We start from the raw sequence: 16,018 nt of genomic DNA on the forward strand, positions 1-16,018 counted from the left end.
TTCAGGACTTGCCACGCGAGAAAAGAAAACACCTCATGCCAACGGGTCCCAGGCATCGATCAAATTGCAACAATTCGCAACAACAGCCATCCAGCCTGTCTTGGCTCATGTCCTGCTCTGCCGGGCGCGCACGGTCAGCCAGTAGCGGCCAAAGCCGGTGAGCTCGATGGGCTGGGTGCGCACCAGCATGTCGAGCACGCGGTCGGTATCGTCCAGCGGATACATGCCCGAGACGCGCAGCGAGGCGAGCGTGGGATCGCAGGCCAGGCGGCCCCTGCGGTGGCGCGCCAGCTCGGCAATGAAGTCGGTCAGCGGCATGTCCCGCGCGGCCAGCAGGCCTGTGCTCCAGGCGGCGGCCAGTTCGTCGGCGGGCTGGGGCACGTCCACGGCAAGGCGGTCAAAGCCGGCCTGCTCGCCCGCGGCCAAAATGCGCACGGCCTGCGGGGCGTCGGCCGGCCGCACCTCGACCGCGCCCTCAAAGACAGCCACATGGCTGGCGCCATCGCGCTGGCGCACCGCGAAGCGCGTGCCCAGCGCCCGCAGCCGCCCTTGCGCGGTTTCAACCAGAAAGGGGCGGGCATGCGGGTCGCTGGCCGTGGTGACCAGCACCTCGCCGCCCAGCAGCCGCAGCAGGCGCTGGCTGGCGTCAAAGCGCACGTCGATGGCGCTGGCCGTGTTCAGGTGGATGCGCGTGCCATCGGCCAGGGTCAGTGCCTGGCGCTCGCCGGTGGCCGTGCGGTGGTCGGCCGACCATTCGCGCCAATCGCCGCCTTGTATCCACCAGGCGCTGCTGCCCGTGAACGCGGCCAGGGCCAGCAGCTTCATGGCCTGGCGCCGGCCGCGCGCACGGCTGCGGCGCGGCTGCAGCGCTCCATGCGCCAGCGGTGCGGGCAGATCGCGCAGGTGCAGGCCGCAGGCCTCGATGTGCCGCCAGGCGCGCTCATGGTCGGGATGATCGGCACGCCAGCGCCGCCACGAGGCCTGCGTGTCCTCGCCGGCATCGCAGGCCTGCAGGGCCACCAGCCATTGCACGGCCTGCAGGCTCACGGCTTCTGAAACGGGTGGGCCTTCAAAAACGGGCAGGCCGGTGGATGCGTGGCGGAATTCGGTCATGGGCTGGCGCTCAGCCGCCGAAGAAGCAGCAGTGCGCGGCCTTGGCGATATGGCGCTGCACGGTGGCCAGCGACAGCTGCAGCTCGGCCGCGATGTCGGCCTGCTTCATGCCGTCGAGCTGCGACAGCAGGAAGGCACGGCGCACGGGGGGTGCCAGCGTGTCCAGGCGGCGGTCCAGCTCGACCAGCGTCTCCAGCAGGATGGCGCGCGTCTCGGGGCCCGGCACCTGCGGCTCGGGCAAATGCGCCAGCGTGGCCAGGTACGCCTCTTCGATCTGCCTGCGCCGCATGAAATTGGCCACCACGCCCTGCGCCACCGTGGTCAGAAAGGCACGCGGCTCGCGTGCGGCAATGGGCTCGCTGCGCGTGAGCAGGCGCATGAAAGTGTCCTGCGCCAGATCGGCCGCCTCCGTGGAATTGCCCAATCGCCGCCGCAGCCAGCCCTGGAGCCAGCCATGGTGGACGCGGTACAGCGTATCGACCTCTTGGTGCAAAGCGGCGGGGGCGGCGGGCAAGACAGGCTCCTGGTGCGGCAGCACGTGCAGGCGTGCGCCACATGAATGAGAAAGATTCTCATTCTATAAGGATTAGGCCTTGATGCCCTCCCCTTCGCAAACCGGCGCGCTCCAGAACCAGAGACACCGAGGAAGAGCCGCCTCGCACCGAGGGTGTCGTCCCCCTTCAGGGGGAAGGCGCGCAGCGCCTCAGGGGGTCTTCAAAAGCTACCGCGCAGCGTCAGCATCACATTGCGTGGCTCGCCATACCAGTTGTTGCCACCGCTGGTGCCCACCGTGCGGTAGTAGACCTTGTCGAAGAGGTTGTTCAGGTTGAGCACGGCCTGCCAGTTGCGGTTGATGCGGTACTGCACGCTGGCATTCCACACGGCATAGCCACCCTGGCTGAACTTGAAGGGCACGGCCGCGCCATCGAACTTGCCCGAGTCAGGATTGAAGGTCTTGGCCGTGCCGCTGACGAAATGTGCGCTCTGGATATTGGCCCCGCCGCCAATCGTCCATTGCGACAGCTCGCCCGGCAGGCGGTAGGTGCTCCACAGCTTGAACAGATGCTTGGGCGTGACGGAGTGGTAGATGCCTTCGATGCCCGGCGTCTTGTTGTGGTTGCGGTTGAAGGTGTAGCCGGCAAACAGCTGCCAGCCGCGCGCCAGCTCGCCCGAGATCTCGCCTTCCACGCCCTGGCTGACCACCTTGCCCTTGCTCAGCCAGCAGCAGTTCAGGCCCGCGTCGCCGATGTCGGTGTTGGGGTAGGAGGGATCGGCCACGGCCTCGCCATTGCGCTCTATGCGGTACAGGGCCATGGAGGCCATCAGCCGGCCCTCGTTGAACTCGCCCTTGGCGCCCAGCTCGAAATTGCGGCCCTTGATGGGGTCCAGCGGCGTGCCGGGCAAGGGCCCACCCAGCTTGTCGGCCTGGGACTTGTGGATCTCGGCGACGCTGCCGTAGGCCGTCCAGCGGTCGTCGATGTCGTAGACCAGGCCGCCATAGGGCGTGAAGATACCGCTCTCGCTATTGGACGACACGATGCGGCTGGTGAGATTGCCGGCCCGGTCGAAGCGCAGCCAGGGTGTCTGCGTTGCATAGCTGGCGCGGCGTGCGCCGACGATGGCCGTCAGCCGGTCCGTCAGGCTCAGGTTGAGCCGGCCGTACAGGCCTTTCTGCGTGGCGCCATAGCCCGCGAAGCTGCGCGTCTTCCAGACGAAGCTGGGCAGGGGAATGGCGCCCGGGTCGAAGCCGAACACGTTGATGCCCCCCGGCATGTCCACCTCGGACAGAAAGGTGTCCTGCGTGTCACGGATCTTGGCCCAGTCCGCGCCCAGCAGCAGCCGGTGCCTGCGCCCCAGCAGGGAGAACGTTCCGCTGACGTTGGCATCCAGCGCCTTCTTGGTGGAATAGAAATCGTTGGAGAAGCCGTTGAGCGTGGCTCCCAGGCCCGTCGTCGGATCGACCGCGCCGGTGACGTCGGCCAACCGGCTGTCGCTGTCCACCTTGACATAGTTGGCATGGGCGCGGACGCGCCAGTCGCCCTCCAGCTTCTGTTCCAACTGGGCGAACAGCTCCTTGTTGGTCCTGTCGTAATGGCCCCAGCCCGCCATGAGTGCCGTATGGCGCGGCAGGTGCAGATCGTCGCCATTGGCCGCGCGCGGCAGGCCACCGCGCCAAGGCAGGCTGGCCGACTTGTCGTAGCTGCCGCCCAGGGTCAGCTTGGTCGCAGGCGTGAGATCGGCTTCCACAATGCCGTAGAGCAAGGTGTTGCGCGCATCGGCGTAGTCATAGAAGAACTCGCGGTCGCTGTGCGCCAGCACGGCGCGGCCGCGCACCCGGCCATCGGCAGCCAGGGGGCCCGCCACATCAAGTTCTGCACGGCGCTGGTTCCAGCTGCCCACCGAGGCCGAGGCCAGCACCTGCGGCTGCGCCGTGGGGCGCTTTCTCACCAGGTTGATGGAGCCGCCGGGCTCGCCATTGCCGCTGTACAGGCCGTCCGCGCCGCGGATCACCTGCACGCTGTCGTACATGGCCATGTTGGGATCGAAGGTGCCCTGGCTGAAGGCATCCACCGCCGCTCCGTCGATCTGGACATTGCTGATCTGGAAGCCCCGCGCGTAGAAACTGTTGGCCGTGCCGCCCAGGCCACCCGAGCCCGCGTAGTCCACCGTCACACCCGTGGTCTGCTGCATCACGTCGCCCACGGAGACCAGGCCCTGGTCCTCGATGCGCTGGCGCGTGACCACGGAGATGGACTGCGGCGTCTCGCGCACGCTCTGCCCCTTGCCCAGCGACACGCGCGAGGCCGCATAGGAGCCCGAACCCTCCGTGGTATCGCCAGCGTGTGCCTGGGCCGTGACCAGCACCGTGCCCAGCGCAGCATCGGCTGCCGGCGACGGCTCCCTGGCGGGTGCCTTCAGCGTGTAGGCGCCCGGCACGGCGTCGATCACGGTCACGCCCGTGCCGGCCAGCAGCCGGTCCAGCGCCTGGCGCGGCGTGAAGCGGCCCTGCAAGGCCGGCGAAGTGCGGCCTGCAACGATCTGCGGATCGAACAGCACCTGGTGCTGGGCCTGCTGCGTGAACTGGCGCAGCGCGCCGGCCAGCGGCTGGGGCGCGATGCTGAAGGCCAGCTCCCCTGCCTGCCCCGCCTGCCCCGCCTGCACGGACGATGGCTGCTGCGCCTGCACCGCAGGCTGCGCCAGCGCGACCAGGGCTGCGGCCACCAGCGACGGCATCCTTGCCCGCCGCCATGGCCTGCCCCTGTGCTGAAACTCTCCTCCCCAAATGCCCGCGCCCATGGCGGCGCTGCCCTGTTCTTTTCCTGCTTGCATCCCTGCTCCTGCTGCACTGTGTCCATTGCCCGCTGTCGCGGTGTGCGCGGCGGGTGGCAGGCAGACAGTTGAGCGTCCACCCGCCACGCGCGTGCGCGGCCGTCGCGGTTGTTGGCTGAGCTGTGCACTGGGCAGCGGCCTGGCTGGCAACCATGGAGGCGCGAAAAAACCCGGCCTCCATGAAGGTAAAACCCGCTACCGCGCCAAAGTGGGAACGTGGACGAATCGAGAAAGCGGGTTGTTTACATTAATTTACAAATAGACAAGGCACTCAATGCGCCGAGATTCGCCAGCCGCCCTGCGCTTCGGCCTGCACACGCACCGGCAACAAGTGCGGCAACGAGCGCAGAAACACCTCGGGCTTGCCGGTCAGCGCCACGCCGGACACGGACAGCGCGGCCAGCCGCGCATCGCCATCCACCCGTACGGGCTGGCCCAGGTAGCGCGACAGATCAGCGGCGACCTCGGCCAGCGTTGCCTGCTGGAACACCATCTGGCCGCTGCGCCAGTCGCCCACCGTGTCCGCACCGGCCGCCAGCGGATGCTGCGTGCCGTCGCGGGCATCGACGGACATGCCGGCACCCGCGCCCAGCAGCAGGCGCCTGCCGTCCGCAGCATGGCGGTCGGGACGCAGTTCCACCTTGCCCTCCAGCACCTTCACCACCAGCGCGGGCGGCCCGGCGCGCACATTGAAGGCCGTGCCCACCACGCGGACCTGACTGGCGCCGCTGTCCACGGTGAAGGGCCGCGAGCGGTCGGCGGCGACCTGGAAGAAGGCCTCGCCCTGGTCCAGCACCGTCTCGCGGCGGCGCGGGTAGTAGCGCACCTGCAGCCTGGAGGAAAAATTCAGCGTGACCCGCGTGCCATCGGGCAGTTCGGCCTCGCGCACCTCGCCGGGGCCGGTGGCCATCTCGATCACATGGCTTGCGTGGTTGTCCCAGGCATACCAGCCCCCGCCCAGGGCCAGCGTCGTGACCAGAGCCACCGACAGCAACGCAGGCATCAGGCCGCGGCGTGTGCGCTGACGTGCCGGCGCGGGCAAGTGGGCCTGTGTCTGCGCACGCGGCCCGCTCGCCCTGGCTTGCGGCGCAGCAGCCGCGTCGCAGGCCAGCGCCGGCCTGCGCAACTGCTGCAGGTCCAGCACCGTGCGCCCCAAGCTCTCGAAGATGCTGCGGTGCTGCGGGTCGGCGGCCAGCCAGGCGTCGAGTTCGCGCTCGTCGGCGCCGGTCCAGTCGGCTTCGCGGCGGCGGGCGAAGTAGTCGGCGGCGCGGGCATGCAATTGCAGGCGTTGCGGGGTCAGCGTCATTCCCGGCCCTCCCCGTCCGTCGCGGCCTGCGCCAGCAGGCCCTGCATCAGGCGCATGTCTTCGGCGCTGCCGTACTGCACGCGCAGTTCGCAATAGGCCATGGCCAGCGTCACATGGTTGTGCACCATGCGGCGCGAGATGCCCATGCGCTGCGCCACCTCGGTCTGCGTGAGACCGTCGATGCTGTGCAGCACGAAGGCCTCGCGGCGGCGCTCGGGCAGCTCGGCCATGGCCTGCTCCAGCCGGCCCAGCCGCTCGCGGTGGTGCGCCGCCTGCAGGGGGTCCGACCCCTCGCCGGCCGGCAGTTGCTGCGCCAGTTCCATGTGTTCATCCAGCGAGACCGATTCGCGCCCCGGCGCGCCCGCCGAGCGGCGCCAGGCATCGTGCGAGACATGGCGGGCGATCACGCGCAGATAGGGTTCCTGCTCCTCGGGCGGCAGGGCCTTGCCTGAGGCCGCATAGCGCACGAAGACCTCCTGCACCGCATCCTCGGCATCCTCGCGGTTGCGCATCTGCCGGCCCAGCAGGCGGCGCAGAGGCTGGTGCCAGCGCGCATACACGCGGGCCAGCAGCGAGGGAGCGGCATCATCGTCCGCGCCTGGCACGCGCGCGCTCACGGGGAGGCTCCCGGCACGGCGGTCTGGACGCGGGCAGGCAGGCCGGCATGGGAAACGGACAGGACGAAGAAGAACGGCACGGGCGGCGATTGTACTGAGAATGGTTCTCATCAACACCTTTGCGGCCGGCACGCGCCATGCGATGCGGGCCCCGCCAATGCCTTACCGGCCCGCTGCCCCATGCAGCGTCACCAGCGTGGGCACCACCCAGTGCGGCGCAGGCTGTGCCTCGTCGAAGCACTGGTCCTCGGACGGCACGGCGATGACGGTCATGCCGGCCTGCCGCGCCGCATGTGTCCCCGAGACGGAGTCCTCGAACACCAGGCAGCGCCCGGCCGGCACGCCCAGGCGCTGCGCCGCGAAGTGGTAGATGTCGGGCGCAGGCTTGCCGCGCACCACCTGCTCGGCCGAGACGATGGCGTCGAACGCCGGCCGCAGGCCCAGCGCATCCAGAGTGTGGTGGCACAAAGACAAAGGAGAGTTCGAGGCCAGCGCCACGCGCCAGCCCAGGGCACGGCAGGCGCTCAGAGTTTCGCGCACGCCGGGCAGGGCCTGCCCATGCGCGCTGACCAGGGCCGCCACGCGCGCGACCACGCGGCTCTCCAGATCGCGCTGGCTGGGCCCCTGCCAGGGCCGGTGGGCATACCAGTGCGCGGCAACCTGCGCCGTGGTCATGGGCGCCGTCACGCGGGACATCTCGGCCGTGATGTCGATGCCGACCTCGGCAAAGGACTCTCGTTCGGCACGCTTCCAGAAGGGCTCGGAGTCTATGAGCAGGCCGTCCATGTCGAAGATGGCGGCGCCGAATCCGGCCTGGCCAAGACCTGCGAACGAGGGAGCGGCTTCAGGGATTTGCATGGCGCGCATGCTAGCGCAGGCGGCAAGTGAAAGCAGTTGCTGTTAGCCTGTGCCGGCTGGCGATGGATGCAGGTGCATGCGATTGCCAGCCCTTCACAATCCTTAGCGAGCCCGCAATGACCAGCCCCCTGTACACCGCCTCCATTCCCGTCCTGCAGCAGATGCTGAAGGCCCTGTCCGACGTGCTCAAAAAGGCCGAGGAACACGCCGCGCAGAAGAACATCGATCCCGACGCCCTGTTGCAGGCCCGCCTGTTCCCCGACATGTTCCCGCTGGTGCGCCAGGTGCAGATTGCTGCGGACTTCGCCAAGGGCATCGCCTCGCGCCTGGCCGGCGCCGAGGTGCCTTCGTGGCCCGACACGCAGACCAGCTTTGCCGACCTGCAGGCGCTGATCACCAAGGCGCTGGACCATGTGGGCTCGTTCGCGCCCGAGCAGTTCGCGCAAAGCGAGTCCCGCGAGATCGTGCTGCGCCCCGGCACGCCCAAGGAAAAGAAGCTGAGCGCCAGCGCCTACCTGCTGCACTACGGCCTGCCGCAGTTCTTCTTCCATGTGACCACCGCCTATGCCCTGCTGCGCCACAACGGCGTCGAGGTCGGCAAGCGCGACTACATGGGCAGCTACTGAGCGTGCCGTGGCCGGTCTGGCCAGCGCTTCACTGCGCGGCCAGATCCCGGCCCCGCGTCTCCGGCAGGCACATGGCGAACATCACCACCATCACGTAGCCGGCCGTGGCGCAGATACCGATGGCCGTGCCCAGCGACAGGCCCAGCCGGTCGCTGAACACGCCCACCAGCGCGGGGAAGGTGGCCCCGATGCCGCGGCCGAAGTTGTAGCAAAAGCCCTGGCCGGAGCCGCGCAGTTCGTTGGGGAACAGCTCGGCCAGGAAGGCTCCGGCGCCGCTGAATATGCCCGACATGAAAAAGCCCAGCGGAAAGCCCAGCACCAGCATCCAGGCATCGGTGATGGGCAGCAGCGTATAGGCATAGGCCAGGCTGCCGGCGCCGATGGCGAACAGCGTGAAGGCCAGGCGCCGGCCCAGCCGGTCGGAGGCGTAGGCACCGCACAGGTAGCCGGCAAAGGCGCCAAAGATGAACATGAACTGGTAGCCGCCCGAGCCCAGCACCGTCAGATGGCGCTCGTTCTTCAGGAAGGTGGGCAGCCACACGGCAATGGCGTAGTAGCCGCCCTGCATGCCCGTGAACATCAGGCTGGCCAGCACCGTGGTCTTGAGCATGCCGCCCTTGAAGATGTCCAGGAAGTGTCCGCTGCGCTCGCCCCGGCCCACGGCGGCGCGGGTCTTCAGGTAGACCTCGGGGTCCTTGACGGAACGGCGGATGAACAGGATCAGCAAGGCCGGCAGCAGGCCCAGCAGGAACATGGCCCGCCATGAGATCTCGGGCGGCAGAAACGAGAACAGCGCCATGGACACCAGCACGGCCGCCCCCCAGCCTATGGCCCAGCTGCTTTGCACCAACCCCACCGCCTTGCCACGGAAAGCCGGCCTTATGGTCTCGGCGATCAGCACCGAGCCCACGGCCCATTCGCCGCCAAAGCCCAGCCCCTGCAGCGTGCGGGCCAGCAGCAACTGGCCCGGCGTCTGCGCCAGGCCGCAGGCGAAGGTGAAAAGGGCGAACACGAGGATGGTCCACTGCAGCACGCGCACACGCCCGTAGCGGTCCGCCAGAATGCCGGCCATCCAGCCGCCGATGGCCGAGGCCACCAGGGTCGAGGTGCCGATCAGGCCGACCTCGGTCTTGCTCATGCCCCACAGCGACAGCAGGATCGGCGTGACCAGAGGCAGCGTGTAGTAGTCGAAGGAATCGACCGCGTAGCCGCCGAACGAGGCCGTCAGTGCGCGTTTTTCCCGGGGTTCGAGCTGGCCCAGCCAGCTGCCCTGCGACTGTTCGCCAGCCAGGGGCTTGGCATTGTCAAGGCTTGTCATTTTTCAGTCTCCTTGCGCTTCGGTATGCAGAAGCGTCTTGCCTTCAATGGCATTGCATCGGTGATGAACCAGGTCTGGCCGGGCGGCCCTCATCTACCACCCGGACAGACCCCTGCAGGCGGTGTGTCAGGCCGCCGTTCCGTAGCCGCCGCCCCCCGGCGTGCAGACCTCGAACACATCGCCGGGCTGCATCTGCACGGCGCCGATGTGCTCCAGCGCCTCGACCTGGCCATCGGCGCGCAGCACACGGTTGATGCCCGGCTGCCCCGGCTGGCCGCCCGCCATGCCGAAGGCCGGGTTCAGGCGTCCGTTGGACAGGATGCTGGCCGTCATGGCTTCCAGGAAGCGCACGCGCCGCACACCGCCGCTGCCCCCATGCCAGCGCCCGCTGCCGCCCGAGCCCTCGCGGATGGCATAGCTGTCCAGCATGACGGGGAAGCGGAACTCCAGCACCTCCGGATCTGTCAGGCGCGAATTGGTCATGTGCGTCTGGACGACGCTGGTGCCGTTGAACCCGCGCTCCACCCGGCCCTCGGCGTCCAGCACCGCGCCCGCGCCGCTGCCGCCGGCAATGGTTTCGTAGTACTGGTGGTGCGCATTGCCGAAGGTGAAGTTGTTCATGGTGGGCTGGCTGCCCGCCATCACGCCCAGCGCGCCGAACAGCGCATTGGTGATGCAGGAGGAGGTCTCCACATTGCCCGCCACCACCGAGGCCGGTGCATTGGGGTTGAGCATGCAGCCCTGGGGAATGATGACCTTCAAGGGCTTGAGGCAGCCCGCGTTGAGCGGGATGTCGTCGTCCACCAGCGTGCGGAACACGTACAGCACGGCCGCCATGCACACGGCGCGCGGCGCATTGAAGTTGTTGGTCTGCTGGGCGCTGGTGCCCGAGAAGTCGATGACCGCGCTGCGGCCCGCCGTATCCACGGTGACGGCCACGCGGATCTGCGCGCCGTTGTCCAGCGGCAGCGTGAACTGCCCGTTCCTGAGCCGCGTGATGACGCGGCGCACCGACTCCTCGGCGTTGTCCTGCACATGGCCCATGTAGGCCTGCACAACGGGCAGGCCGAACTGGGCCACCATCTTGCGCAGCTCCTGCACGCCTTTTTCATTGGCCGCGATCTGGGCCTTCAGGTCGGCCAGGTTCTGGTGCGGGTTGCGGCTCGGGTACTCGCCGCTTTGCAGCAGCTCGACCATCTCCTGGCCGCGCAGCACGCCGCGATCGACCAGCTTGAAGTTGTCGATCTGCACGCCCTCTTCCTCGATGCGCGTGGAAAACGGCGGCATGGAACCGGGCGTGATGCCGCCCACGTCGGCATGGTGGCCCCGGCTGCCCACGTAGAAGGTGGGAGATGCCTCGTCGGCCACGTACACGGGCGTGATGACCGTGATGTCGGGCAGGTGGGTGCCGCCCTGGTAGGGGTCGTTGAGCACATAGACATCGCCCTGGGCCATGCGCCCGGCGTTCTTGCGGATGACCGTCTGGATGCTCTCGCCCATGGAGCCCAGGTGCACGGGCATGTGCGGCGCATTGGCGATGAGGTGGCCCTCGGCATCGAACAGCGCGCAGCTGAAGTCCAGCCGTTCCTTGATGTTCACCGAGTAGGCCGTGTTCTGCAGCTGCAGGCCCATCTGCTCGGCGATGTTCATGAACAGGTTGTTGAAGACCTCCAGCAGCACCGGGTCCACCGAGGTGCCGGCCGCGTACTCGGCCTTGCGCGCGACCACGCGGTCCAGCACCAGATGATCCAGCGCCGTGAGCCGCGCCAGCCAACCGGGCTCGACCACCGTGGTGGCATTGCGCTCGGCGATGATGGCCGGGCCGGGAATGGCGTCGCCGGGCCGCAGGTCCTCGCGCACCACCAGGGCCGCGTCATGCCAGGCACCGTCGGAGTACATGCGCACGGTTTCACGGCGCGGATGCTCGCGCGGCGGATGCTCCTGCAGCACCGGCTCGCTGGGCGCATCGCCCGCAATCACGGCTTCGACGGAAACGGCTTCCACCACCAGGCCCTTGCCCGCCATCAGGAAGGCGAACCGCTGGCGATAGGCCGACTCGAAGGCCGCCTGAATGTCGTCCAGCCCGCCGAAGGGCACGGCCAGGGCGGAATCCGTGCCCTCATAGCGCACATGCACGTTGTAGCGTACCTGCACGGGACTGGCACCGACCTGCTGGCGCTCAAGCTCGGCCTTGGCCGCGTCGCCCAGCGAATCCAGCGACTCCGCGATCAGCGGCAAGGCCGCCGCAGACAGCGCCACCTCCATCGCCTGTTCACGGATGACGGTCTGGTCCGCCAGGCCCATGCCGTAGGCGCTGAGCACGCCGGCCAGCGGATGCACGAACACACGGGTCATGCCCAGGGCATCGGCCACCAGGCAGGCATGCTGGCCACCCGCGCCGCCAAAGCACTGCAGCGTGTAGCGCGTCACGTCATAGCCGCGCGCCACGCTGATCTTCTTGATGGCGTTGGCCATCTGCTGCACGGCGATGCGGATGAAGCCTTCGGCCACTTCCTCGGGCCTGCGCCCCGTCTGCACCGCCAGTTCATCGAAGCGCGCCCGCACGGCCTCGCCATCGAGCCGCTCGTTGGCGGCCGGGCCGAACACGCTGGGGAAGTGGCGCGGCTGGACCTTGCCCACCATCACGTTCGCATCGGTCACGGCCAGGGGCCCGCCACGGCGGTAGCTCACGGGGCCGGGGTTGGCGCCCGCGCTCTCCGGTCCCACGCGAAAGCGCGAGCCGTCATAGGCCAGTACCGAGCCGCCACCGGCGGCCACCGTGTGGATGCTCATCATCGGCGCGCGCATGCGCACACCGGCCACCTGGGTCTCGAACTGGCGCTCGAAGGCGCCAGCGTAGTGGCTGACATCGGTGGAGGTGCCGCCCATGTCGAAGCCGATGACCTTGTCGTGCCCGGCCAGCCCCGCCGTGCGGGCCATGCCCACGATGCCGCCGGCCGGCCCGCTCAGGATGGCATCCTTGCCCTGGAAGCTGCCCGCATCGGCCAGCCCGCCGGAGGACTGCATGAAAAACAGCCGCACGCCCGGCATCTCGCCAGCGACCTGCTGTACATAGCGGCGCAAGATGGGCGAGAGGTAGGCATCGACCACCGTGGTGTCGCCCCGGCTCACGAACTTCATCAGCGGACTGGTCTCGTGCGAGGTGCTGACCTGCGTGAATCCCGCCTGCCGCGCAATGCGCGCCGCAATCTGCTCGTGCCGCATGTAGCGGTAGCCATGCATGAAGACGATGGCCACGCTGCGCAGGCCCCGGGCATGGGCCTGCAGCAGCGCGGTGTGCAGGTGCAGCACATCCAGTTCCTGCTGCACTTGCCCATGGGCATCCACGCGCTCAAGCGCCTCCACCACCTCGCTGTACAGCAGCTCGGGCAGCTGGATATGCCGGTCGAACAGGCGCGGGCGGTTCTGGTAGGCAATGCGCAGCGCATCACGAAAGCCCCGCGTGGTCACCAGCAGCGTGGGCTCGCCCTTGCGCTCCAGCAGCGCATTGGTGGCCACCGTGGTGCCCATCTTCACGCACTCCACAAGGTCCGGCGTGACCGGCTCGCCGGGCTTGAGGCCCAGCAGGTGGCGGATGCCGGCCACGGCCGCGTCACGGTACTGCTCGGGGTTTTCCGACAGCAGCTTGTGCGTGGCCAGGCTGCCATCGGGCCGCTTGCCCACGATGTCGGTGAAAGTGCCGCCGCGGTCTATCCAGAATTGCCAGCGCCTGTCATGGGGAGTGGAGCGTTCTTGCATGGTGTCGGAACCCGTTTGTCTCGAAGTTGAAGTCAGGAAAACCGTGGCCTGGAGCACGGCCCTCCGCCGGTGCCCACCACTGGCGTCCAATCTAAAAGTGCACCTGGACCGCGTCCATCGAGAAGTTTTCGCCCCCTCTGTTCACGAAAACTGAACAGGAGCGGCCCCTTGCCGGCCGTCAACGCAAAGAAAAAGGCCCGCCGAAGCGGGCCCCATGCCAGGCAGGCAGGCCGTCAGAACGCGGCCAGATGGCTGTTGCGCAACTCCGTCACCAGCATGTGGCCCGGCTCGTGCGTGATGGCGAATGGCAGGGCCGCCGAGCGGATGGCCTGCTGGGGCGTCACGCCGCAGGCCCAGAACACGGGGATCTCCCCGGGTTTGAGCGCCATGGGCTCGCCGAAGTCCGGCCGCTCGATATCGGCAATGCCGATCTGCGCGGGGTCGCCCAGGTGCACGGGCGCCCCATGCACGCTGGGAAAGCGCGAAGTCACCTGGATCGCACGGATGGCCTGGGCGGCCGTCATGGGCCGCATGCTGACCACCATCCGGCCACCGAACCGGCCCGCCTGGCCGTTGGCAATGTCGGTGATGAACATGGGAGCGCCCCGGCCCTCGTCGATATGGCGCACGGGCACGCCGGCGTCGCGCAGCGCGTCCTCGAAGGAATAGGAGCAGCCGATGACGAAGCCCACCAGGTCGTCGCGCCACAGGTCCGTGAGGTCATTCACCTGCTCGGCCCTGTGACCATCGCGAAACACCCAGTACGAGGGCAGATCGGTCTTCAGATCGATATCGCCGAGCTCGGGCACGCGGCTGCTGCCGGGCTCGGTCACGCCGATCAGCGGGCAGGACTTGGGATTCAGCCGGGCAAAGCGCAGGAACTCCTCGCTGCACTCGCGCGGCAGTATCGCCAGGTTGCCCTGGGTGTAGCCGGGGCACTGCCCGGCCGTCTGCCCGCGAAAGCGTCCGGCGCGCACCTCCTGGCGGAATTCGGTCGGATGGGTCCAATGCGTCATGGGGGAGCCTCTATTGAATGGAGATGCCCCCCCAATGTAAAAAGCAGCAGGCCACCGGTCCATTCAGGAATTGTGCGCAGCCTCCCCCAGGAAAACTGAACAGCCACTGCAGCCCGCGCAGCCCCCCATGAACATCCGCTTTCTGGAAACCTTTGTGCTGCTGGCACGCATCGGCAGCGTGCGCCGCGTGGCCGAACTGGTGCATGCCAGCCCCGGCGCCGTCTCCATGCGCATACGCGGGCTGGAGTCGGACCTGGGCGTGACCCTGTTCCACTGGGACCGCAAGACGCTGCAGATCACCGATGCCGGCGCCCGCTTGCTGCGGCATGCGGAAGCCGTCATCGAAGCCACACGCACCCTGGAGCGTGCCGCCAGGTCCGACGACGCCATCGGCTGCCGCCTGCGGGTCGGTGTGCTGGAGACGGCGGTACACACCTTCCTGCCCGAATTCGTCAAGGCGATGGGTGCCAGCCTGCCGCACATCGAGCTGGACCTGACCGTCGATCTGAGCACCCACCTGTCGGAGCAGATGATGCGGCGCGACCTGGACCTGATCGTGCGCACCGGCAGCGGGGTGGACCCCCAGTTCGCCGTGGTCGAGAACCTGCTGGAAGTGCCCGTGCACTGGATTGCCAGGCGGGGCCTGGTGCCCAGGAAGGATGGTCTGCACAAGGCGCTGGGCAAGCAATTGCTGACCCAGATGCGCGGCACCGGCCCCTACGAGCAGGCCGTGGCCATGGCACAGCAGCTGGCCGTGCAAAGCGGCATGGTCTCCAGCGACCTGCGCATCTCGGGATCGCCCTCGCTGGCGGCGCTGGTCTCGCTGGTGCGCGAGGGCCTGGGCGTCGCCATCATGCACGGCATGCTGGTGGCGCCGCAGCTCGAAAGCGGGGAGCTGGTGGAGCTGGAACTGCCCACGCCGCCCTCCTTTCGCATCACCACCTGGTACCCCAAGAGCCCGCCGCCCGGCGTCACCGACACTGCCCAGGTGCTGCGCCGCGTCTGCAAGAGCTACTGCAAGCGGGTCAGCCCGCATCTGGCGCGGTACATCGGCTAGGGCGCGGATGCCGGCGGCGGCTCCTGCCCATGCAACAGCGCCAGAAAGCTGGCGGCCGCCTGGCTCAGCGGCCGGTCGCGGCGCACCAGGCTGCCGTAGGCCTGCAGGTTGCGGCGCATGCGATAGGGCAGGATGCGGACCATGCCGTGCGCGGCGCTGTCCCGGGCCACGGCCTGCGGAATCACGGCGATCAGGTCGGAGTTGCGCACCAGGTTCATGGTGGTGAGGATGGAGCCCGTCTCGATCAGGCCGCGCGGCAGCGGCAGGCCATGGGCCTGGAATTCCTGGTCGATCAGTGCGCGCATGGGACTGCCGGGCGGCTGCAGCACCCAGCCATGGGCCTGCAGTTGGGCAAAGCCCAGGCTGCGGGCACGCGCCAGCGGATGGCTGCAGCCCACGATGATGGACAGGGCCTCGTCATCAATCGTGCGGAACAGATGGGCGGGATCGGCCTGCCCGGTCTGCCGGCCCACCACCACCTCCAGCACGCCGTCCTGCAATTGCGCCAGCAGCCGGTCGCTGGTGTCCACGGCCACCTCGATGGACAGCAGCGGCCACTGGCGCTTGAGCGCCAGCAGCGCCTGCGTGAGCCGCCCCGGCGAGGCCGCCATGATGCTGCCCACGGCCAGCCGCCCCGCGCTGCCTTCGCGCAGTTCCTGCAGCTCGCGGTTCAGCGCCTCCATGCCGCCGCGCAGGTAGCGGAAGTAGCCCGTCACGCGCTCGCCCGCCGCGTTCAGCTGCAGGCCGCGCCCAACGCGGTCGAACAGGGGCAGGCCCAGCGCGCTTTCCAGCTCATGCAGCATCTTGGTGGCGGCCGGCTGGCTCAGTCCCAGCTCGGCTGCGGCGCCGCGCAGCGTGCCCTTCTGGTCGATGGCCAGCATCAGCGCCACCTGCCGCATGCGCAGGCGGTTGAGCAGTTGCGGCGTGCTGTCCCTGCGGTCGATGGAGCCCATAGGAATATCCCGTGAATTGATTACCCAAGGTTATTGATTCATCAGCAACTTTCAGTTTACGGCGA

The 16,018-nt window shown here is 68.4% G+C and carries 12 protein-coding genes; 2 read left to right on the forward strand and 10 right to left on the reverse strand.

Going from position 1 to position 16,018, the window contains the following annotated elements:
• Nucleotides 1-105 precede the first annotated feature (105 nt).
• From CLV01_RS23375 to hxpB, 6 genes are all read right to left on the reverse strand, one after another.
• Complete coding sequence (locus tag CLV01_RS23375) at nt 106-1,113, reverse strand: FecR domain-containing protein (RefSeq protein WP_099733094.1); 1,008 nt, start codon at nt 1,111-1,113, stop codon at nt 106-108.
• A gap of 10 nt (nt 1,114-1,123) precedes the next feature.
• A complete protein-coding gene (locus tag CLV01_RS23380; RefSeq protein WP_043819287.1) occupies nt 1,124-1,627 on the reverse strand; it encodes a sigma-70 family RNA polymerase sigma factor in 504 nt (167 codons plus the stop codon).
• A gap of 200 nt (nt 1,628-1,827) precedes the next feature.
• On the reverse strand, nt 1,828-4,443 hold the full coding sequence (locus CLV01_RS23385; RefSeq protein ID WP_099733093.1) for a TonB-dependent siderophore receptor: 2,616 nt from the start codon (nt 4,441-4,443) through the stop codon (nt 1,828-1,830).
• 271 nt (nt 4,444-4,714) lie between these two features.
• Nucleotides 4,715-5,749: a FecR family protein gene (locus CLV01_RS23390; RefSeq protein WP_017406731.1), complete on the reverse strand. Its 1,035-nt coding sequence runs from the start codon at nt 5,747-5,749 to the stop codon at nt 4,715-4,717.
• Nucleotides 5,746-6,366, reverse strand: coding sequence for an RNA polymerase sigma factor (locus tag CLV01_RS23395; protein WP_013801422.1), 621 nt, complete (start codon nt 6,364-6,366; stop codon nt 5,746-5,748). Before CLV01_RS23395 ends, CLV01_RS23390 begins: the two co-directional genes overlap by 4 nt.
• A 162-nt stretch (nt 6,367-6,528) precedes the next feature.
• Nucleotides 6,529-7,224: a hexitol phosphatase HxpB gene (gene hxpB, locus CLV01_RS23400; RefSeq protein WP_257221477.1), complete on the reverse strand. Its 696-nt coding sequence runs from the start codon at nt 7,222-7,224 to the stop codon at nt 6,529-6,531.
• 116 nt (nt 7,225-7,340) lie between these two features.
• Between hxpB and CLV01_RS23405 the strand changes: the two genes are divergently transcribed.
• Entirely contained in the window at nt 7,341-7,850 is a 510-nt protein-coding gene (locus CLV01_RS23405; protein WP_012206773.1) for a DUF1993 domain-containing protein, read from the forward strand.
• A 28-nt stretch (nt 7,851-7,878) separates the two neighbouring features.
• Here CLV01_RS23405 and CLV01_RS23410 read toward each other — a convergent pair whose 3' ends face one another.
• The 3 genes from CLV01_RS23410 to CLV01_RS23420 form a co-directional block, all read right to left on the reverse strand.
• Nucleotides 7,879-9,168 (reverse strand): MFS transporter, encoded by a 1,290-nt coding sequence (locus CLV01_RS23410; protein ID WP_012206774.1) that lies wholly within the window; start codon nt 9,166-9,168, stop codon nt 7,879-7,881.
• A gap of 126 nt (nt 9,169-9,294) precedes the next feature.
• Nucleotides 9,295-12,927, reverse strand: coding sequence for a hydantoinase B/oxoprolinase family protein (locus tag CLV01_RS23415; protein WP_099733091.1), 3,633 nt, complete (start codon nt 12,925-12,927; stop codon nt 9,295-9,297).
• Between the two features lie 233 nt (nt 12,928-13,160).
• The gene (locus CLV01_RS23420) at nt 13,161-13,943 is read right to left on the reverse strand and encodes a putative hydro-lyase (protein ID WP_012206776.1); all 783 of its coding nucleotides are present in this window, start codon (nt 13,941-13,943) and stop codon (nt 13,161-13,163) included.
• Nucleotides 13,944-14,070: 127 nt separating this feature from the next.
• On the opposite strand from CLV01_RS23420, the gene CLV01_RS23425 reads away from it, so the two are divergent.
• A complete protein-coding gene (locus CLV01_RS23425; protein WP_013801416.1) occupies nt 14,071-15,000 on the forward strand; it encodes a LysR family transcriptional regulator in 930 nt (309 codons plus the stop codon).
• Here CLV01_RS23425 and CLV01_RS23430 read toward each other — a convergent pair.
• A complete protein-coding gene (locus CLV01_RS23430; protein ID WP_099733090.1) occupies nt 14,997-15,953 on the reverse strand; it encodes a LysR family transcriptional regulator in 957 nt (318 codons plus the stop codon). The two genes, CLV01_RS23425 and CLV01_RS23430, sit on opposite strands and share 4 nt — an antisense overlap.
• Between the last annotated feature and the right edge of the window lie 65 nt (nt 15,954-16,018).

The sequence above is a fragment of the Delftia sp. 60 genome (genome assembly GCF_002754395.1).
Taxonomy (GTDB): Bacteria; Pseudomonadota; Gammaproteobacteria; order Burkholderiales; family Burkholderiaceae_C; genus Comamonas; species Comamonas acidovorans.

Excerpts from the sequence above, each read along its gene's own strand:
- CLV01_RS23375 (WP_099733094.1), bottom strand. The coding sequence starts at position 1,113 with ATGACCGAATTCCGCCACGCATCCACCGGCCTGCCCGTTTTTGAAGGC.
- CLV01_RS23385 (WP_099733093.1), bottom strand. The coding sequence starts at position 4,443 with ATGCAAGCAGGAAAAGAACAGGGCAGCGCCGCCATGGGCGCGGGCATT.
- CLV01_RS23390 (WP_017406731.1), bottom strand. The coding sequence starts at position 5,749 with ATGACGCTGACCCCGCAACGCCTGCAATTGCATGCCCGCGCCGCCGAC.
- hxpB (WP_257221477.1), bottom strand. The coding sequence starts at position 7,224 with ATGCAAATCCCTGAAGCCGCTCCCTCGTTCGCAGGTCTTGGCCAGGCC.
- CLV01_RS23405 (WP_012206773.1), top strand. The coding sequence starts at position 7,341 with ATGACCAGCCCCCTGTACACCGCCTCCATTCCCGTCCTGCAGCAGATG.
- CLV01_RS23410 (WP_012206774.1), bottom strand. The coding sequence starts at position 9,168 with ATGACAAGCCTTGACAATGCCAAGCCCCTGGCTGGCGAACAGTCGCAG.
- CLV01_RS23415 (WP_099733091.1), bottom strand. The coding sequence starts at position 12,927 with ATGCAAGAACGCTCCACTCCCCATGACAGGCGCTGGCAATTCTGGATA.
- CLV01_RS23420 (WP_012206776.1), bottom strand. The coding sequence starts at position 13,943 with ATGACGCATTGGACCCATCCGACCGAATTCCGCCAGGAGGTGCGCGCC.
- CLV01_RS23425 (WP_013801416.1), top strand. The coding sequence starts at position 14,071 with ATGAACATCCGCTTTCTGGAAACCTTTGTGCTGCTGGCACGCATCGGC.
- CLV01_RS23430 (WP_099733090.1), bottom strand. The coding sequence starts at position 15,953 with ATGGGCTCCATCGACCGCAGGGACAGCACGCCGCAACTGCTCAACCGC.